Origin of the sequence: Paenibacillus sp. 1-18 (assembly GCF_000520755.1) — a bacterium.
In the GTDB taxonomy this organism is placed as follows: Bacteria; Bacillota; Bacilli; order Paenibacillales; family Paenibacillaceae; genus Paenibacillus; species Paenibacillus brasilensis.
The window spans coordinates 1-19697 of the sequence record NZ_ASSB01000127.1 but is presented as its reverse complement, the minus strand read 5'-3'; the positions used below and the strand labels follow the sequence as shown (position 1 = coordinate 19697).

At 43.0% G+C, this 19697-nt stretch carries 20 protein-coding genes and 3 pseudogenes; 15 read left to right on the top strand and 8 right to left on the bottom strand.

The genetic code is table 11. The annotated features are described in order from the left end of the window. Nucleotides 1-111: 111 nt before the first annotated feature. The 5 genes and pseudogenes from L693_RS0108175 to L693_RS0108155 form a co-directional block, all read right to left on the bottom strand. Complete coding sequence (locus L693_RS0108175; protein ID WP_025716844.1) at nt 112-1242, bottom strand: Fic family protein; 1131 nt, start codon at nt 1240-1242, stop codon at nt 112-114. A gap of 362 nt (nt 1243-1604) precedes the next feature. After that, the gene (locus tag L693_RS0108170; protein WP_025716843.1) at nt 1605-1985 is read right to left on the bottom strand and encodes a DUF3899 domain-containing protein; all 381 of its coding nucleotides are present in this window, start codon (nt 1983-1985) and stop codon (nt 1605-1607) included. After that, nucleotides 1985-3628, bottom strand: a complete 1644-nt coding sequence (locus tag L693_RS0108165) for a peptide ABC transporter substrate-binding protein (RefSeq protein ID WP_025716842.1) — start codon at nt 3626-3628, stop codon at nt 1985-1987. Before L693_RS0108165 ends, L693_RS0108170 begins: the two co-directional genes overlap by 1 nt. A gap of 211 nt (nt 3629-3839) precedes the next feature. Continuing rightward, nucleotides 3840-4793: pseudogene (locus L693_RS0108160) on the bottom strand (ABC transporter permease). Between the two features lies 1 nt (nt 4794). Further along, nucleotides 4795-5717: pseudogene (locus L693_RS0108155) on the bottom strand (ABC transporter permease). A gap of 192 nt (nt 5718-5909) precedes the next feature. Here L693_RS0108155 and L693_RS0108150 point away from each other — a divergent pair. The 3 genes from L693_RS0108150 to L693_RS0108140 are packed head-to-tail and all read left to right on the top strand — an operon-like array spanning nt 5910 to nt 8145. Continuing rightward, on the top strand, nt 5910-6677 hold the full coding sequence (locus L693_RS0108150) for an amino acid ABC transporter substrate-binding protein (protein WP_025716841.1): 768 nt from the start codon (nt 5910-5912) through the stop codon (nt 6675-6677). A 40-nt stretch (nt 6678-6717) separates the two neighbouring features. Next, nucleotides 6718-7377: an amino acid ABC transporter permease gene (locus tag L693_RS0108145; protein ID WP_025716840.1), complete on the top strand. Its 660-nt coding sequence runs from the start codon at nt 6718-6720 to the stop codon at nt 7375-7377. 15 nt (nt 7378-7392) lie between these two features. Beyond that, complete coding sequence (locus L693_RS0108140; protein WP_025716839.1) at nt 7393-8145, top strand: amino acid ABC transporter ATP-binding protein; 753 nt, start codon at nt 7393-7395, stop codon at nt 8143-8145. A gap of 350 nt (nt 8146-8495) precedes the next feature. Here the strand turns inward: L693_RS0108140 and L693_RS32080 are convergent. Then, nucleotides 8496-8765 (bottom strand): annotated as a pseudogene (locus L693_RS32080) (DUF6809 family protein). Nucleotides 8766-9003: 238 nt separating this feature from the next. Between L693_RS32080 and L693_RS31190 the strand changes: the two are divergent. Continuing rightward, the gene (locus L693_RS31190; RefSeq protein ID WP_081752110.1) at nt 9004-9204 is read left to right on the top strand and encodes a helix-turn-helix domain-containing protein; all 201 of its coding nucleotides are present in this window, start codon (nt 9004-9006) and stop codon (nt 9202-9204) included. A gap of 159 nt (nt 9205-9363) precedes the next feature. On the opposite strand, the gene L693_RS0108130 is transcribed toward L693_RS31190, so the two are convergent. After that, on the bottom strand, nt 9364-10251 hold the full coding sequence (locus tag L693_RS0108130; RefSeq protein ID WP_025716838.1) for an AraC family transcriptional regulator: 888 nt from the start codon (nt 10249-10251) through the stop codon (nt 9364-9366). A gap of 108 nt (nt 10252-10359) precedes the next feature. Between L693_RS0108130 and L693_RS29005 the strand changes: the two genes are divergently transcribed. From L693_RS29005 to L693_RS0108115, 3 genes are all read left to right on the top strand, one after another. Continuing rightward, on the top strand, nt 10360-10875 hold the full coding sequence (locus L693_RS29005) for a DMT family transporter (protein WP_231503565.1): 516 nt from the start codon (nt 10360-10362) through the stop codon (nt 10873-10875). Between the two features lie 80 nt (nt 10876-10955). Then, on the top strand, nt 10956-11288 hold the full coding sequence (gene csaA / locus L693_RS0108120; RefSeq protein ID WP_025716836.1) for a chaperone CsaA: 333 nt from the start codon (nt 10956-10958) through the stop codon (nt 11286-11288). A 105-nt stretch (nt 11289-11393) separates the two neighbouring features. Then, nucleotides 11394-11867: a DinB family protein gene (locus L693_RS0108115; protein WP_025716835.1), complete on the top strand. Its 474-nt coding sequence runs from the start codon at nt 11394-11396 to the stop codon at nt 11865-11867. Between the two features lie 131 nt (nt 11868-11998). Here L693_RS0108115 and L693_RS0108110 read toward each other — a convergent pair whose 3' ends face one another. Continuing rightward, a complete protein-coding gene (locus tag L693_RS0108110; protein ID WP_025716834.1) occupies nt 11999-12937 on the bottom strand; it encodes a DMT family transporter in 939 nt (312 codons plus the stop codon). 109 nt (nt 12938-13046) lie between these two features. On the opposite strand from L693_RS0108110, the gene L693_RS0108105 reads away from it, so the two are divergent. The 8 genes from L693_RS0108105 to L693_RS0108070 form a co-directional block, all read left to right on the top strand. Continuing rightward, nucleotides 13047-13934: an AraC family transcriptional regulator gene (locus L693_RS0108105; RefSeq protein ID WP_025716833.1), complete on the top strand. Its 888-nt coding sequence runs from the start codon at nt 13047-13049 to the stop codon at nt 13932-13934. 143 nt (nt 13935-14077) lie between these two features. Next, a complete protein-coding gene (locus L693_RS0108100; RefSeq protein ID WP_025716832.1) occupies nt 14078-14671 on the top strand; it encodes a Crp/Fnr family transcriptional regulator in 594 nt (197 codons plus the stop codon). Nucleotides 14672-14674: 3 nt separating this feature from the next. Next, nucleotides 14675-15655 carry an aldo/keto reductase gene (locus tag L693_RS0108095; protein WP_231503564.1) on the top strand — a complete coding sequence of 327 codons (981 nt, stop codon included), beginning with the start codon at nt 14675-14677 and terminating at the stop codon, nt 15653-15655. 51 nt (nt 15656-15706) lie between these two features. Next, nucleotides 15707-16915: an MFS transporter gene (locus L693_RS0108090; RefSeq protein ID WP_049825092.1), complete on the top strand. Its 1209-nt coding sequence runs from the start codon at nt 15707-15709 to the stop codon at nt 16913-16915. A gap of 125 nt (nt 16916-17040) precedes the next feature. Further along, on the top strand, nt 17041-17496 hold the full coding sequence (locus tag L693_RS0108085; RefSeq protein ID WP_025716829.1) for a DinB family protein: 456 nt from the start codon (nt 17041-17043) through the stop codon (nt 17494-17496). 136 nt (nt 17497-17632) lie between these two features. Next, a complete protein-coding gene (locus L693_RS0108080; RefSeq protein WP_025716828.1) occupies nt 17633-18163 on the top strand; it encodes a hypothetical protein in 531 nt (176 codons plus the stop codon). Nucleotides 18164-18528: 365 nt separating this feature from the next. Beyond that, complete coding sequence (locus L693_RS0108075; RefSeq protein WP_025716827.1) at nt 18529-19350, top strand: SDR family oxidoreductase; 822 nt, start codon at nt 18529-18531, stop codon at nt 19348-19350. A gap of 122 nt (nt 19351-19472) precedes the next feature. Then, nucleotides 19473-19697 (top strand): TetR/AcrR family transcriptional regulator (locus L693_RS0108070; RefSeq protein WP_025716826.1); only part of this gene is annotated, 225 nt, incomplete at its 3' end.

Sequence of the window (19697 nt, the reverse complement as noted above, 5' to 3'; positions counted from 1 at the left end):
TTTCTTTTATGTGTCCACAAATAGGGTCACAGTTCAAAACTCCGTGGAACTCTCTTTTTTTCGTGTTATCTATCTTGTAAAACATAACGAATCATGGTGGGCACTGTCCATTTAGTCATCACGACCCAAAAGATATTGGTATTTTTCGGATTCATTGCGAATATCCACAGCAAGCTCTTCATATTGGGCTGAAAGAACGATGGTACGAATACGTTGCGCTTCCGGATCTTTTGGATCCAGGAACCCTTCTTCAATCCACTTTTTAATCTTTTCTCTTACCGTTCGTTCGCCAGCGTCCAATAGCCTACAAATCTCTGTTATTGAGGCGGCATTTTGCTTGAATACCAATTGACGGAATAGTGTACGTTGCTGTATGTCCAGCTTACGGATCAGTTCAGGTTCTAGCCTGAGCATCTCGCTATTTTTTTGCCGAACGATCTCTGCTGCTTCCGAGTATACCTCAGCCAATCCATTCAAAAAGTACTCTAACCAAACAGTTATATCAGCATCATTTCGACCAAAATAATAGTTGTGGGAAAGCTTCATTTGCAGTGCTCGGTAATAATCATTCAGGTTTCGATCGTAGAAATTTTCCAAAACAAACAATCCTTTCAGACCATACCCCCCCCTACGCAAAATGTACGTAGCGATCATACGAGCGGTTCTTCCGTTGCCATCCATGTACGGATGAATAGTTAAAAACTGCCACATGGCTGTTCCTGCTTGAATGGGAGCAGCTAAATTCACATTATTCGGCGAATTAATCCATGCAATCAAGTCTTCCATCAGAACAGGAACATCTTGGGACTCCGGCGGGAGATAAAAGCCTGCCTGATTGCGGTCGCCGACATTATTTTGTTCATTACGGTATTCGCTCAGTCTTGGTCTGCGTCCATGTACAACTTTAATGATAGCATGTAGTTTTTTAATCCATTCTTCGGTGATGGGCAGTTCACGCTGCTCCGACTCATCTAGAAATTCAATTGCCTTCATCAGGTTATAAACTTCTTGTTCTTCGTCGTTTTTACTGGATTTATAAAGAACCTTCCGCTTGGCTTCATTGTCCAGCGTGTTACCCTCCATTTTGGTTGAAAGAAGTACAGTAACTTCTTGTGCTTCTTTTTTTAATACCTCAAGAATCGTTGCTGGAAGCGGAAGCTGCTCTACAACTACGCTGGAGCGTTCTATTTTCAGTAAGTCATTAATCATCGACGACGTAATATTATATCTTGGCTTAAACATAAAATAAAGCCTCCTCTTAATTTTATTTTAACACATTTACCGCTAAATTACCGTAAATCAAATAATAATTAGTGATTTTAATGGAAAATCAATAAAAAAGAGCCCTACGAATAAACTTCGCGGAACTCTCTCTTTTATTGTTTTTCAGTTATTAGTATCTAGGAAAAATGTAGTCCAAGTTAATGACCTTGGACTACCACTTTCAAACTACTACACCCACTCTAAAACGTAGAGTAGCATTACGGCGGTTGCCAGCGAAGCGGGCAGAATTGTTCTGGAGAAGCGAAGCATTGGTGGCGATCGGAAGAACAATCTGCACGCGCAGCGCCTACGAACCGCAAGAAAGCTTCTCATACGTTTAATCACCCTATCCCCATTAAAATCATCGAGCAAAGCACAAGCCCTACACCGCACCCCGAGGTGTACACCTTGAGATGGCGGAGCGTGGAGGTTTTCCAGGCCGATAGAGCTTCATCGGAACGCAAGCGTTCGTTTTCCGCCTGTAGTGTCTTGGATTGGCGGATGAACAACGGTCTGATGTCGGCAAATCCCCGCAGGAAAAGGGTGAGAAAGCCGCTTTGCAGAACGTGGAAGATCGCGCTGATTACCAAACCCAGCAAGCCCAGCAGGAATAGCAGGTTGGCAGAAGCTATAGCTTCACGCCCATTCAGGAGCTGGGGGGAGGCATACATAAAACCCAAGGTGCCGACGAGCAGGGCAGTGATCCCAAAACGTAAAAACATTATTTTTCGACCCGTTTCGCAAAGCGCAGATCCGGGTTGGAACGAGCATCGAATACGATGCCTTGAATTTTAGGACTGATTAACGTTGTGTCCGCAGAGAACTGGATCGGAATAATCGGCAGATCCTCCATCAATACGTCCTCCGCCTGATGAAGCTGCTCGAAGCGTTTTGCCGGATCAAGCTCAAAGGTTGAGGATTCAATCAGCTTGTCATACTCCGGGTTGCTCCAGTTCGTAAAGTTGTTCGAATTTTTGGAAGTATAATGCCCCAATACGCCGAGTGGATCCAGGAAGTTTCCTTCCCAGCCCATACGGGCGATTTGGAAGTTTTTCTGCTTGAACGTATCAATGTACGTTTTCCATTCCTGATTTTCCAATGTCACTTCAACGCCCAGGTTTGTTTTTAGCATTTCCTGAATCGCTTCGGCTACTTTTTTGTGCTTGTCCGATGTGTTGTACTTGAAGGTGATCGGTGGCAGCTTGGTCAGACCTTCTTCTTTCAGGCCTTCGGCCAGCAATTGTTTCGCTTTCGCAGCGTCGAATTCATAGTATTTCTTCGTCGCTTCGTCGCGGAAGTCCTTACCGGATGGCGTTGTTGTTCCGTATGGAACGTATCCGTAAGCCGGAGTTTCTCCACCCTTGGTGACATGGGTCGCCAGTGTTTCGCGATCAATCGCGTAAGCGATGGCCTGTCTGATTTTTTTATTGTCAAACGGCTTTTGTTTTACGTTAAAAGAATGGGTGTACACGCTGAAAGATGGATGCGACAGGAATTCTTTGTTGCCTTTTTCCTGATCCAATGTATCCACTGGAAGGCTCAAAATCAGGTCCAGATCGCCTGTTTTGTACATTTGATAATAGGTTGTGGAATCTTGGACCATTTTAAAGTTGATGGTTGCCATCGTAATGGCATCCTTGTTCCAATATTGGTCATTTTTCACGAGCGTGATTTGCTCGTTATGCTTCCATTCTTTGGCTACATAGGCGCCGTCGCCGACAATTGTGCCCGCTTCTGCCGCCCATTTGTCGCTTTTCTCAACCACGGATTGATTTACTGGCAGATAGGCATGACCCACGGCGATGGTTGGGAAGAAGCCCAGTGGTGATTTCAGCTCTACCACCAGGGTTTTGTCATCCTTAGCTGTAACACCCACGTCCTCAATTTTACCTTTGCCTGTGTTGTAGGCTTCGGCTCCTTTGATGTAGTACAGGGTGGAAGGGTCGTAGGCAGCTGTTTTAGGATTCAGTACCCGCTTCCAGGAGTATTCAAAGTCCTTAGCCGTTAACGGATCACCGTTCGACCATTTGGCACCGTCGCGGATGGTGAAGGTATATGTTTTGCCGTCAGGGGACACGTCTACTTTGCTGGCAGCGCCCTCTACGATTTTGCCTGCTTTGTCGTATGTATACAGCCCTTCGTACAAGTTATCAATCACAAAGTAGGACGTTGTATCGGACGCGAAAGCAGGGTCCAGCGTGTAAGGCTCGCCACCTGCCAGATTGGCGGTGATTTCTTGCGGAATATCTGCTTGAGGAGCAGCGGACGGATCGTTGCTGGCTGCTTTGTCCGCAGTAGCGGAGCATCCAGCCAAAGTCGTTGCGACCAAAAGTAAGATGATAGTCATCCAGTGTATTTTCTTCATCGTGGTTTTCCTCTATTACTCTAATTAGTTATGCAGAAGGGCTAGTTATCCAAAAAATGAGGTGCATTCTACGGGGATTCATTCATCCTCCCTTCCGACAGGGTATGCCGCGTGTGCGGATTTCCATAAAGGAACTGCCATTTGTTCTACGCTCAGACGAGAAGCTGCGGATCATGTTATCACCCCTCCTTGTCTATGTATATCCCCGTTGCTAGTGCTGCGAACGCGGATCAAGCGCATCCTGAAGCCCGTCTCCAAGGGTATTGAACGCCAGCATGGTGAGCGATATCATCAACCCCGGGAAGAACAGCCGCCACCATTGACCACTTAAAATCACGCCAAGTGAATCGTTAGCCATCGTTCCCCAACTGGCGGATGGAGACTGAATCCCCAGACCGAGAAAACTGAGGAACGATTCGGCAAAAATAGCCGATGGAATAGTGAACGTCAGGTTTACGATAATGATGGCCGCTGCATTTGGTAGCAAATGCCTGAAAATAATGCGCGAATGAGATATCCCCAAGCTACGGGCAGCCAACACATATTCCTGCTGCTTGAGCTGTAGGATTTGCCCGCGAACCACACGCGCCATCCCGACCCATCCGGTATATGGACAAAGCAATAATCATCGTGAGCAGCCCCGGCTTCATAATAACGAGCAGCAAAATGATAATCAGCAGATAGGGGGATGCTGTATAAAACTTCAATAATACGCATCAGAATGCTGTCAATCCGGTCGCCGGTTTTACCATGTTCAGCACAATATCCAGCAATACAGCCCACGAGAATACCAAGCACCAAATCAATGGCGGCAGCAGCGAAGCCGATCATCAATGAGATTCGGGCTCCGGCCCATGTCCGTGCCCATACATCTCTCCCCAGATCATCCCTACCAAACCAGTGCTCTCCCGAAGGAGGGAGGTTCGTCTTCAATAGGGATTGGTCACTGGGCGCATAAGGAACCATGGAAGGACCGAAACTCGCCAGAGCTATGATCATGATAAGTAAGGAAAGTCCCAGCAGGGAAAGCTTATTGTTAAGAAGTCTGCGAAGCCGATTCCGCCAAGGTGATTCCTTGGGTCTGGTCAACGTGGGGGCGGACATCTGGCTGCGGTCTTACAGGACTGAACAGGCTGTCCCTTTCGACGGTAGGTGCTGCTTTCATGTTAATCTCCTTTGCTGACTAATTTGATTCGTGGATCGACAAGACGATAGGATATATCAATTAAAAATAACGTAACGACCAGAATGGCACTGTAGAAAATGGTCGTACCCATAATGACCGGGTAATCCCGGTTAAAGATGCTGTCTACAAAATATTTACCGATGCCGGGAATGGCGAATATTTTTTCCACGACAAAGGTGCCTGTAATGACGGAAGCGAATAGCGGTCCGATAAAGGACAGCACCGGGATCAACGCATTGCGCAATCCGTGACGAATGACGACTGCCCAAGAGGAAAGTCCCTTCGCTTTGGCGGTACGTATGTACTCCTGATGCATGACTTCCAGCATGCTCGTCCGCATAAAGCGGGCGATAACGGCAAGTGGTGAAACGGCGAGAGCCAGCGACGGAAGCACGGTGTGCTGCCAGGTGCCCCATGAGGCGACCGGAAGCAGGTGCCATTTGACAGCGATATATTTGATTAACAGCGGTGCCAAAATGAAGCTGGGCACGGAAATACCAATAATCGCGATAAACATCGAGATATAATCCAGTGGTCGATTATGATGCAAGGCAGCCAGCGTTCCGAGCGAAATGCCCGCAACAATCGCAACCACGATGGATTGAATACCGAGGAGAGCAGAAGGTGGGAAACCTCTGGCAATGAGCATTTAACGTCCGTCGTTTTCGACTGAATAGACGGGCCCATATCCAGCACCAGCAAATTTTTGAGATACAGTACATACTGCACTGCGAGCGGCTTGTCCAGATTGCATCTAGCGCGCATGTTTTGCAGCACTGCTCCGGAATCGTTTTCGAATCGTTCGAGAACGGATCACCTGGAATGATGTGCATGATGATGAATGTTAAAGTGACTAATCCACAACGTAACAAGCATCATAAAAAGGCGTTTTAAAATGTACATGGGGGTTTATTTCTCCTGTCTATGCTGAAAATAATGGCAATCAAAATAAACAAAAGGCTAAGATTCCGCTCCTTCCTCTCGACGAGTATCCTGTCGTATGATATGATGATACTCTGATAACGTGTTAACGAACTAAAGCGTTTGCCGCCAGTCCTTTGGATACGGGGGTCACTATTGTTGGAGGGGAAAAAGATGAGAAAGACAGCCATGTTTACGATGATGATTGGATTGATTATGATCGTGTTGGCCGGATGTTCCGGCGGTAAGGATAACAGCAAGTTGATTATTGGAATTGATGATAAATTCGCGCCAATGGGCTTTAGAGATGAAAATAACGAGCTGACCGGCTTTGATATTGATTATGCGAAGGCGGCCGGAGAACAAATGGGCAAACAAGTGGAATTTCAACCAATTGACTGGTCTGCCAAAGAATCCGAGCTGAACAGCGGACGTATTGATCTCATTTGGAATGGATACACCATTACCGATGAGCGTAAGCAAAAAGTGCTGTTCACGAAGCCATATCTCAAAAATAGTCAGGTCATTGTCGTTCCGGCTGCCTCCAGTATTTCCAAGCTGGCTGATCTGGCGGGCAAAACTGTGGGTCTCCAAACGTTGTCCTCGGCAGCCGATGCATTGGACGCAAGCCCGATCAAAAGCAAATTAAAGCAAGTACCCGAATATCCGGATAACGTTCTTGCTTTGACCGACCTGAAAACAGGACGTCTGGATGCGGTTGTCATTGATGAGGTTGTTGCCAAATATTATATGTCCAAGGAACAAGGGACGTATAAGCTGCTTGATGAATCACTGGCCCCTGAGGAATACGGCATCGGTGTGAAAAAAGGAAATGAAGAGCTGTTGACACAGCTGCAGTCCGCTTTGGATGAGCTGCACAAGAACGGAAAAGCCGCTGAAATTTCAAAAAAATGGTTCGGTGAAGATAAAGTATTGAACTAATACGTAATGTATTGAACTAAGGGTTTAGGAGTCGAAAGTTATGAGTATGGAATATATTTTGCGAATTATGAAGCCTATGCTTGAAGGGGCACAGATGACGGTTATTTTATTTTTTATCACGCTCGTTCTGTCCATTCCGCTGGGTTTTATCGTTACATTGCTGGCGAAAAGCCGGATTAAGCCAATTGCCTGGCTGATGCATACGTACATTTATGTTATACGCGGCACGCCGCTTCTGCTGCAATTGTTGTTCTTTTGTTTTGGTCTGCCCATGCTGCCTGTCATCGGGGAATATCTCGTCCTGGATCGGACAACGGCAGCGGTGCTGGCATTTGTGCTGAATTATGCCGCTTATTTTGCTGAAATTTTCCGAGGCGGGATGTTGTCGATTGATAAAGGTCAATACGAAGCCTCACAGGTACTGGGCTTGAGCAAGTCACAGACATTGATTAGAGTCATTGTGCCGCAGATGGTACGGATTGCTTTGCCAGCGGTCACCAATGAGGCGACAACGCTGGTGAAAGATACGGCGCTGCTGTACGCGGTGGCCGTACCAGAACTGCTCCATTTTGCCAATACGGCTGTGAACCGTGACTTTACGATTGTTCCTTATGTTGTAGCAGCAGTTATTTATTTGTTGTTGGCTTTGGTGCTGACACTGTTCTTCAGGGCATTGGAAAAACGTTTTAAATTTGAGTAAAAGGAATGTCGGGATATGAACACTAACGCAATTGAAGTAACTGATCTAAAAAAATCGTTCGACAAGCTCGACGTTCTGAAAAGAGTGAGCTTTAACGTTAAGGCAGGGGAGGTCGTAGCCGTCATTGGTCCTTCAGGCTCAGGAAAAAGTACCATGCTGCGCAGCTTGGTGTACCTGGAGGATGTGACGGGCGGGACGATCCGCATTCATGATAAAGCGCTGGTGGAAAATGGTCAGTATGCTCCGGCAAGCGAAATTAAAAGCATTACCACCGGGATGGGCATGGTGTTCCAGCATTTTAATCTGTTTCCTCATTTGACGGTGCAGGATAATTTGGAGCTGGCTCCAAAGTTGGTCAAAAAGGTAAGCAAGGCCGAACTGCGTCGACAAAGTGCAGAGCTGCTGGCAAAAGTCGGCTTGGCGGATAAGGCCGATGCGTACCCGTCCCGACTGTCAGGCGGACAGAAGCAGCGTGTGGCGATTGCCCGGGCAATGATGATGAATCCTGACATTTTGCTGTTCGACGAGCCAACCTCGGCCCTTGATCCCGAGCTGACGGGCGAGGTGCTACGGGTCATCAAAAAGCTGGCTGAGGAGCATATGACGATGGTCATCGTGACTCATGAGATGAATTTTGCGCGAGATGTGGCTGATCGCGTCATTTTTATGGATAACGGAGAAATTGCGGAATCCGGTACACCGGAGCAGATTTTCGGTAATCCGCAGCTGGAACGGACGAAGGTGTTTTTGAATCGGGTGGGGGATTAAAAACATAGTTGTTTGTTTGGGCGTATGTCGGGGAGGCGCTACGCGTGCAGATTATTCTTCCGATCGCTGTTGCAACGGGATTTTTTCATTTATATGACACTAGGTAAGGTTAAAATCCCGTTGCAAAGGCGAACGCTCCGCTTCTTCAAAACAATTCTGCCCGCTCCGCTCACCGACCACCTATGCTGCAACATATTTTTAAGCAGGAAGTGTGAGTAAGAATAAGAGCAAGGGAGATGGCAAGCGCCATCTCCCTTTTTGCAGTTGCAGGGCGTACTGCAAACTGGGTTTATTTAAGCTGATAAAGCACTCTTTTATCCATCATTTTCCTTATGGTTATGACCAGCAACTCATTCTTTCTCACTGCTAAATACTTCAATCATCGTCAATGCCCCCGTCCGATAACCGTGGGTGAACGCTGCTGCGGAGTACAGGGAAGTTGACTCGCTTAATAAATCAAACATGACTTCAATTTACTCAAAATCGACTGCCGATAATTTATTTTTCAACATCTCCATAAGATCGCAAATTTTTTGATTCACTTTTCGAGATTCGGGGTCGGTTGACTTTATTTGTTCACTGGGACGCCATTTCCTATAATAAATATTCTCCAAAATCATTTTCATCATCCCTCTCTATGAATACTGTTGTGTTAAGTCTTTGTCATCACGTAAATCCATCATCCAAGCAAAGTTTACTACATATGGAAGCTACATATTGATATTTATGCGTTATTCGCATAAAACTTTTTTAGTATACAAGCCGAGTTAAAAATGTACATGGGGTGCCACTACGCGGTCGTATTTCTTAACCAAGCTAAAAAGTTTGAAATCCGGGCACAAAGGCGAACGTTATGGCTTGAACAGCACTATTCTGTCCGCTTCGTTTCTTGTTCGACTTGGTGCTGACTTCTTACAAATCTCACAAACAACCTATTCCCGATATGAAAATGGGAACCTGGACATCCCAAGTGTTGTCTTGATCAACTTGGCGGATTTCCACAAGGTGAGTATCGACTTTATTCTTGGTCAGACAGATAATCCTGAACGTTACAGGTAAAAAGGTATTAGATGCACAATAAAGCTCCCGTGATGATTCACAGGAGCTTTATCGATTGCTGGTCTAACGGTATAATGTAGACCATTCACATAAAATTCTCTCTTTTTGCAGTTGCAGGGTATACCAATAGATCTAATATCAGCAACTTCAATTCTTAATTCATGAATCATTTCTAAATTTGCGGAATTCTTTAGGTGTTTTATTATAATGTTTTTTAAAAGACTGAATGAAGTGATTTACGTGATTGAAGCCCACTCTGTGGGCTATTTCAGTTATGGTATATTGTGTTGAGGTTAGTAATTCACTGCTTTTCTTGATGCGGTATTTAATTAAATAATCATAAGGGGTCATATGAATAGTTCTCTTAAAACTACGAGTGCACTCTGAAACACTTAGATGCGCTACAGCAGCAATTTCTTGCAGGGTTATGTTGTTTGCGTAGTTTTGGTGAATAAAGCTAAGCATCAATTGAAGTCTTTCCTGTTGCAGTTTCATGTATTTAGGTGCTTCCTCAGAAGAAAGCAAAATATTAGATATTAAGATGAACCATAGTTGTGCCGTTTTGATGGCTACTTCATATTCCCAACCCCAATTTTTTTTCAAATCAAACTTCTGTTTCATATCCCACAGCATTTGCAGGATTTGAATTTGCCATTCAGCATCCCCTTTAATTACTAGTGACACTAAGGAAGAGTTTGTATAAGGCAGTACATAATTTTTTTCCATCGCACTATCTGCATAAAAGGCCAGCAACTTCTCCGGGAAATTGAAACTGACATATTGACCGTGATGTGAAAGCTGGGTAGTAACGTGAAGAACACCTTTATTAATTAAAATGGCCTGACCTGTATCTAATTCATGATCAATCCCGTTCACTTGTATGACTAGCTTTCCCTTAGTGACCAAAGTGATCTGTAGTTCTTCATGCCAATGTAAATCGTTAAATCCTCTACCTTTAGGAATACTTTCATGAACCGTATGGGTGTACATGATGTATGGAAATGAAACATCGGGATAGAGAATGGTCTCGTGCAATTGTTTTTCCATAGAAGAGAGGGTCCTTTCTTATGACGGTATTCCTATATAACTCAGTTCAGTTTATTATGCAATTGTTCTGTGCACAGAGAATTGGTCAAAACATCTGAGAGGATCATTATGAAAATAAATAAAATATCGCTATCTTTGCATCCGTATTTTTTACTGTTCATCAGTATTTTGTCGGTTTCCGTCTCTTCCATCATGATAAAATCTTCACATACTCCAACCTCCGTGGCTGGAATGTTTAGATTGTATATGTCCGTCATATTCATGCTTCCTTTTCTACCCTGGAAAATGCTCCGCTCCTTAAAAATGACCAAAAAAGATTGGGGCACTGTTTTCTTGACCGGCCTTTTTCTCGGGTTGCATTTCTTATTTTGGATGGAATCTTTGGTATACACCTCAGTTGCCAGTTCCATGGTCATCTTATCCTTACAGCCTTTATTTGTAATGATTGGTTCATACTTTGTGTTTAGAGAACGAGCAAACCTATTCACTATTTTTTGTTTGATTGCTGCCCTTATCGGTTCGATTATTATAGCTTGGGGGAACATTGGGACCTCGAAAGAGGCACTAATCGGAGATGGGTTATCTTTATCGGTATGGGGATGTATTTTTGGGCAAAATCTCTAAAGTATACAGTTGCAAAATATTAAAATTGTTTACGGATTATTATGGGATTTAAGAAAACAATGGATGAGGAGAATACTTACATGGCAACGATTGAAGATTTTTTGAAACACGATATTCGGGTTGGAACCATCATTAACGCTGAGTTTTTTGCAGAAGCCAAAGTACCTGCTATTAAACTTGAAATTGATTTTGGACAAGATATCGGAATAAAAACATCGAGTGCACAAATTACAAAAAGATATGTAGCTGAAGAGATGATAGGGGAACAAATCATAGGTGTAGTCAACTTTCCTCCTCGACGAATAGCAGGCTTTAAGTCAGAGGTATTAGTCCTTGGCGGAATACCCGAAAAGGGGGACGTGGTTTTGTTGAAACCAGATATTAAATTACCTGATGGAACGCCCATCGGATGATAAATCGTTCCTTTTTCATCTGTGACCTTTTCATAAAAGAAGGTAATGGGTTGCAAGTATAGAATTACTACCTTAGGAAACTACTAAATTTTGGAGGTTGATAGCATGTCTGTAGTAGCTCAATATCTTCAGGAATGGCTAAGGCACAGATTGGTGTTGCAAGAATTGGTTGAAGTGATTCCGGATGAACATATTGACTTTAAACCCTGGGACAATGCGATGCCTATGGGTTCCCTAATTGTTCATATAGCCAGTTCTATGGAAATGTTCGTGAAAACCGTAAAAAATGGTACCTTCACTCCACCGACAAAAATAGATCAATATCACACAATAGCCGATGTACGCAGCATAGTCGATCAATTGACAGAGGAAACAATCCGAGAACTGAAGGGGTTAAATGCTCAACAGCTAGAAAAGGAGATTGAATTTAAAAACTTCCTTGGCACTGGGAGCTTCTGGCTATCCACGGCGAAAGACCATGAGATTCACCATAAAGGCCAATTATTTACGTATGTACGAATGGTTGGAGTACAAAATATACCTTTTATGATTATGCAACCTCCCCAAAAAACAAATTAACGTTCGGATGTATCATTATACGAAACCCAAACGGTAGCTTCATAAATATGAGACGGCAGCCATGAAAACGGCTGCCGTTTTCTCCTCCATTAACGAGCAGTTTTACCCTAATGCCTACCCGTAAAATTTACTCACTCTGAAAGCGAGATATCTTCTTTTGATTGGTTATTTGAAGAAGGCTTTTTATTGAATGCTAATAACAAGATCAGTCCGATGATACATAATACACCCATCCATTGGAAGAAGCCAAAAGGCTCTTTTAACCAAAATACAGTTGTTAGAACAGCAGCTAGCGGTTCCAAACTACTTAGAAAGCTTGTTTCTTTTGGTGAAAGACTTTGTAAACTTTCTATATAGAACCAAAATGCGATCATTGTACCGAATATAATAACGAATGCTAGGTATAAATAGGTTTCTGGTGTCAAGGTTTTAAAATCGATTTGCCAAGGTGGATGGATCAAGCTTAATCCCAAACCGCCAATGACCATAGCCCAACCCACAATAACTAGGGAACCATATTGCTTCAAAAGAGGAATGGCGTATAAGGTATAAAAAGCCAGGGCTATTGCTGATAAGATACCCCAAACGATTGCGATCTTCGGAACGGATAGTTGAGAAATAGAGCCGTTTGTTAATAAGAAAAAACAACCCACTAAAGCCAGGAAAATAGCTGACAGATCCTTTCGTGTGAAGACAATGTGCCTTCGCAGAACTAAATAGATGATAATCATTACAGGTGCTAGATATTGTAATAATGTCGCGACAGCAGCATTACCACTTTGGATCGATGCCATATACGTATATTGGACCGCTAGCATACCCACCAAGCCGTAGACAATGAGTTGGAAAGCGGTTCTTTTATTTTTCCATACAGCCCATATTTGTGAACGTTCCTTTACCAAAAATTGTACAGCTAACAGTAAGACACCAGCCATGAGTAAACGTACCGTTACAAGCCAATTGACATCAATTTGTTGAAAGAGTTTTTTGGCAACGGTCCCGCTGACACCCCAAAATATAGCTCCTGTGATAACAAGAAATAATCCTGTTCTTCTAGCTGATTTGTTCATGAATATTCTCTACCTTGAGATATAATAATAGTGTTATAATAGGTGAAAAATTTTTTGAATTATACCTGAATAGGATAAAAAAATATAAATATATTGAGGTTGTGATGATTTGCAAATAAAAAATTTCATGGTTGACCAAAACCTAAAAGAACTAACTGAGCATCGGACAGTCGTACTACCGGTTGCATGTTATGAAACAACGATTAACCAAAATATACATGGACATATACCTCTTCATTGGCATGATGAAATTCAATTTGTTCTGGTTGTAAAAGGGGAAGCGATCTTTCAAATAAATGAAGATAAACGAATTGTACGACAAGGTGATGGCTTATTTATAAATAGTGGCTGCCTACACATGGCGGAAGATCAGAATGAATCGGGTTGTGTGTATATCTGTTTAAACGCTTCTCCTCATTACGTTTTATCACCAGAGCTTTACAGCCCCTATGTAGCCCCTTATATTCAAGCAACTAACTTACCTTATGTATATATAGATTCTAATGAGCTCTGGGGGAAAAACATCTTAGATGCCATTTTTAAAATCAATCAATGTATTCAACAAAAATCACCATACTTTGAGATGGATATTACCATGCATTTAACAATAATCTGGAAAAACTTAGTCATGAATGGCTTTAAATTAGAATATGACCAGACGGAAATGGTAAAGAGTCAGCGGATCAAGCAAATGTTAAATTGGATCTATTTGCATTACGCTGAAAAAGTCACATTAGATGATATTGCGAAAGCTGGTCAATTGAGCCGTTCTGAATGCTGCCGATATTTCAAACGAGTGTTAAAGATAACTCCGCTGAATTATGTCATGGATTATCGAATTCAAAAAAGCTTGGTCTTACTGCAGCAAGCAGAATCTAACGTTACAGAAGTTGCCTATAAGGTCGGATTTAACAGTACCAGCTATTTTATAGAAAGATTCAGAAAAGCAATGAACATGACACCCTTAGCCTACAAAAAATCAAAAATGGATGATTGATAACCTATGGATGAACTCGCTTAATATACATATTATTATCTTTTGTTAATTACAAGGTGTGAGTATGGAAATATAATCTAGACAGATGTTGCAGAATTCTGAACGCAACCAAATATAAAGTATGGGAGTGAAGGAGGAAACAGATGAAGGATGAATTCGCTCAAATCCAAAATTCAATTGAACTGCTTATGCAGGATAAGCTGCCACAAGAGGTCGTTAACCATGCAATGAATAAGCTTACAAAAAAGAAAATTGCTAAAGGAGATTTATTAGTTCATCAGGGAGTTGTACAAAAAGAAATATACTTTGTTATCTCCGGTTTATTAAGAAGCTTTTATATAGATGTTAATGGGGATGATATCACAAGATTTTTTTCAAAAGAGGGTTCAGTGCTTTGTTATGAAATATTGTTTGATCATAAACCTTCAAACCGTTGTATCGAGGCTTTGGAGGATAGTGTAGTTATGGCCATGCCATGTAACGATTTCAAAAAATTAATAGAGAATCATATATATTGCATGAAAGCTTATACAAAATTATTGGAACGTAAGTTGGAATATAAAATTCAAAGAGAGAGCAGTTTTTTATTAAAAAGTGCAACGGAGAGGTATTTGGATTTTAGAAAAAGGTATCCCCAGTTGGAGAAGCGTATCAATCTAGCCTATATCGCCTCTTATATCGGAATTACACCCGTGTCGTTGAGTAGAATCAGAAGGGCGATTGCGGAGGAAATTTAAAATTTGGAAAGTGAGGAGTTCATAATGAAATATGTAACTATGAAAAACGACAAAATACCAGCTATTGCACTGGGAACGTGGTCATGGGGCACAGGTGTTAACGGTGGAGACCGGGTTTTTGGAAATAACTATACTGCTGAGGAATTGAGACCTGTTTATGAAAAAGCCGTTAAACATGGTTTTACCTTATGGGATACTGCAGCCGTATATGGTTATGGCGCATCGGAAACCATTTTAGGCCATTTCATTAAGGGAGAACAAGATATATTGATTTCTACTAAGTTCACACCCTACGATGGCCAAGAGCAAAACATGAGGAAGTCATTAAAGGAAAGTATGGAGAGACTTTGTAGGGAAAATATTGACCTTTATTGGATTCACAATCCCCGGAATGTTGAAAAATGGACACAAGAAATCATCCCCCTTGCAAAGGAAAACAAGATTAAACACATCGGGGTATCTAATCATAACTTGGATGAATTGAAATTGGCTGTTAGCATTCTGGAAAAAGAGGGTTTGGAACTTGCAGCCGTTCAAAATCACTATAGCTTATTATATAGGGAATCAGAAGAAGCAGGTATTATCGATTGGTGTAACGATAATCATATCGTTTTCTTCTCTTATATGGTCCTGGAACAAGGAGCACTAACAGGCAAATATAATGCTAATCATCCGTTCCAAAGCAATACAAGAAGAGGAGAAGCATTTAGTATAGAAACCCTAAGAAAACTTCAAAATTTAATCAATGTTATGAGCGAGATTGGAGACAAATATAAAGTTGGACCGGCCCCCGTAGCAATGGCTTGGGCCCTTGTAAAGGGGACTGTACCCATTATAGGAGTTACCAAAGAAGCACATATTGACGATGCATTAACTGCTATAACTCTTACACTAGAAAAAAAGGACATTCATGATTTAGAAGACGCTGCTATGGAGACAGGTATATCCGTTAGGGGCGCATGGGAAAAAAGTATGAAAAAATAATTTTGCGCTTTATAATGAACGCTCTTTGTATTTGGATGGAGGTATATCATCATGAATTCTTTAGCCGAACGCAAGTCTATTCCCACCTGGCTCACATTTTTGCTTGCTGCTTCTTGTGGAATTATCGTGGCCAATCTTTATTACGCGCAGACACTGGTTGGACCAATTAGTGAAACTACCCGATTGTCCTCATCTGTTGCTAGTCTGATCGTGACGATTACGCAAATTGGGTATGTGCTTGGTTTGCTGTTTATAGTTCCGCTTAGTGATCTTGTTGAGAACCGCCGCCTCACTGTTATTTCTTTGGTCGTAGTGGTCCTCGCGCTAGCCGGTGCTACCTTTGGCCACAACGCAGGAATTTTCCTGGCCGCTTCCCTGTTCATTGGCCTTGGCTCGGTGGTCGCCCAAATTCTTGTTCCTTACGCCACTTATTTATCTTCAGAAGAACAACGTGGACGAGTAGTCGGCAATGTCATGAGTGGCTTGCTGCTTGGTATTATGTTTGCCCGACCGTTGGCCAGCTTTGTAGCCAGCTTATGGGGATGGCAAGCGATCTTTGCTTTTTCAATGGTTTTGATTGCCCTGCTTACCCTTGTTTTGTCCCGTGTGCTTCCACAACGGAAACCGACACCTACATTAAATTATCGACAATTGATTCTATCGCTTGGCTCCCTATTTGTCCGTACACCCGTTCTACGTCGCCGCGCTTTCTATCAAGCTTGTCTGTTTGGCGCCTTTAGCTTGTTCTGGACCGTTATTCCTCTGCATCTGGCGGATCACTTTGGCCTCTCGCAGCAGGGTATTGCATGGTTTGCCTTAGCTGGTGTGGGTGGCGCTATTGCCGCACCTATTTGTGGCCGTTTAGCCGACAAAGGCTGGACCCGGGCTTTAACCGGCACATTCCTGGTGGTAGCTGTTTTTTCCTTCCTGCTTGCCGTACTGGTAAAAGGTCATTCTGTTGTGGGTTTACTGCTGATGGTTGTCGCTGCAATTACACTGGATATGGCTGTTTCGGGCAATCTGGTATTGGGTCAACGCGCTATTTATTCGATTGGCAAAGAATCAAGAGGACGCTTGAATGGACTGTTCATGTCATTATTTTTCTTGGGCGGCGCAGCTGGCTCTTCCTTGGGCGGCTGGGCATACGCCCAAGGTGGCTGGCAGACTGCAGCTGGTTTGGGTACAGTTCTCCCGGCTCTGGCCCTCCTGTACTTCCTGACTGAACGAAAACCCGTTTTTAGCAAGCTCAAACAAAGCTAAAAGTTGTATGCCTCCCGGGGGGGAACACGACGTCGCTTTATCAGGTAATTAAAAGTTTGAAGTCACTAAACTAACGCGATACATTAGGTATAAGTAATCGATGAAAAGAAGAGGGGGAGACTGAAATGAAGACAATCAGGTGGATGATGGACCACCTATACTGGGCGGACGGACGCATCTTGGACGCGCTCGAGGAGAGTGAGACGAAGAACAAGGACCTTCTGAAGCTGGTTCGGCATGTTGCGGTCGCGGAACGAGTCTGGCTGGACCGATTGCAGGGCAAGGGCAGTGCGAAATATTCGTTGTGGGAGGAAACGGAAGACCTGACGGCGATCCGGACGATGTTCGAAGAAAACGCCGAGCAATATCGCATCTATATCGAAGGGCTCAAGGAATTCGAACTGGATGAGATGATTGACTATGAGAACCAGAGCGGGGGTTCGTTCCGAACGTCCGCCCGGGACATCTTGTTGCAGGTCCTCTTACATGGGCAGTATCACCGAGGACAGATCAACCGGGCACTTCGGATTGAATCGGCAGAGCCTGCCCAAGTCGATTACATCACGTTCACGAGACTCTAACGGGGCCTAATAATTACCATAAAATCTAAAGTCGTAGGAAAAATTATGGTTTATAATGGAGATGTTATAAAAGAAGACCCGGGTAGAGGAGAGCAGACCTGTATTTCAAGCTGCAGCCATCCTGGACGCTATCCTTATGCCGGAGTGGGAATACCGATATTATTCGTACAACGCCCATTGGGATGAGAATGAACAGATGGCATCGATAAGGGACGGCGAAGGGGATCACTATTTTGCACTGTTTCAGCCAAACGGACTGATCGTCAAAGGGTTTGATCAGCGGTTTAATCGGGTGTATGGGCCACATGATGTGCTCCAAGGCGTGCCTAACGAATTTGAGGGATTTCTAAAGGAACCAGCGTTTATTATGGATGAGACTACCTTTTGCACATGGAAGTTGCAAGGCAGCCAGGCATGGTCCGCAAGTAAAGAGTTGGATGCTAAAGCCTACGAACTGTTGCATATTTTAAACGGCAAAGCGGATTATTATTATGCCTGGGCAACGGAGTATTACGAGAGTTCACTGGATCGATCACTCGTACAGCGAATATTTGATATAGAGCCACTGAATGGGAAAATGCTTAAAGGTCTTAATGAAGAATTGGAATTTGCTGATCTTGAAGAGGACATCCAGGAAATAGACTATCCGGTAAAAAGGGAAGATTGAAAATAGTATGTACATAGACATTCCACCAAAACTGCTATCGATATTATTTGCATCGATCTCATTTGCGTGTATGCTAGGTGCCAGTCAGTAAGCTTGGCGGGTTCATTGATCAAATGTTTCCTTTGGAACCAGGGACAAAAATATGTTCCTGTGCACAGACAATAAAGTTGTGTTTTAAAAATTCAATAGAGCCGACAATAGATTATTTCTTTGGGTCTCTTTTACGGTGGTAAAGGAGAGAAAAAGGCTTAGGATTGAAGTATTTGACAGAAATCAAATCCTGTATCATAATAGAATGAACATTCGATCTAAGTCATTTAATTGATATAGAATGAACATTCAATCTAAAATTTGGAGGTATTAACATGAGTAAAACAGTATTTATTACGGGAACCAGTTCAGGCTTGGGAAAAATTACGGCGATTCGGTTTGCTGAAATGGGCTGGAACGTAGCTGCAACCATGCGTACACCCGACAAAGAAACGGAGCTTACTGATTACGATAATATCAAAATTTTCAAACTGGACGTTACCAATGTGCATGAAGTTCAAACATCTGTAGATCAAGCCATTGCCACGTTCGGTAAGATCGACGTTGTCATCAATAATGCAGGTATCGGAACTTACGGTCCGCTGGAATTAGCCCAAGAGGAAGCTATCGACTGGCAATTCGCCGTTAATACGCGAGGACCAATCAATGTCATTCGTAAGTTTATACCACATTTCAGAGCCAATGGTGGAGGCATGTTCATCAATATTAGCTCTTTTATGGGAGTCACGACAGCGGTGCCGCTCGGATCTCTCTATAATATGTCGAAATTTGCTTTGGAAGGACTGACAGAAGGTCTTTATTACGAACTGAAGCCGTTGAATATCGAGCTTAGATTGATTGAACAGGGAGGTTCTACAGGAAATAATTTCAAGAACAGTATCACTTGGAACCGAAATGATAACATACATGATTACGATGATCTGATGACAAAAGTGCAAAATTTAATGAATAATGCGGAATCCAGCTCTACATTGGATGATCCTCAGATTATCGTCGATGCCATAGCCGCATTGGCGACTGGAGAGAGCAATAAATTTCGCACTGTCATCGGAACAGCAGGCAATGATCTGATGGCGCTAAGAAATTCTGTGTCCATTGACGAATATTTGGAGACGATCGCTAAGAATTATATGTAAGCCCATTATGAAGCGCTTTGTCATAACGCCAGATCGATCTGACAATCTTGACTACGGATTGTATGAGGTGTATGTTAGATTAGAATGAACATTCAATCTTATGACGGGAGCAGGATACCCTAATGTTTGAGAACTATAACAAGGTGCAGCAGGCTATCCTTGAAACAACACTTAACATTATCATCCGAAAGGAATTACAGGCTACCTCAATGTCGCTTATCGCCAAGGAGTCTGGTGTATCGACTGGTAATATTTATCACTATTTCAAAAGCAAAGAAGATATCGTTAACGAATTGTACAAAGCCATTGTTACGTTTAATGGAGAGTATGTGCGAGAAGGCTTGCTG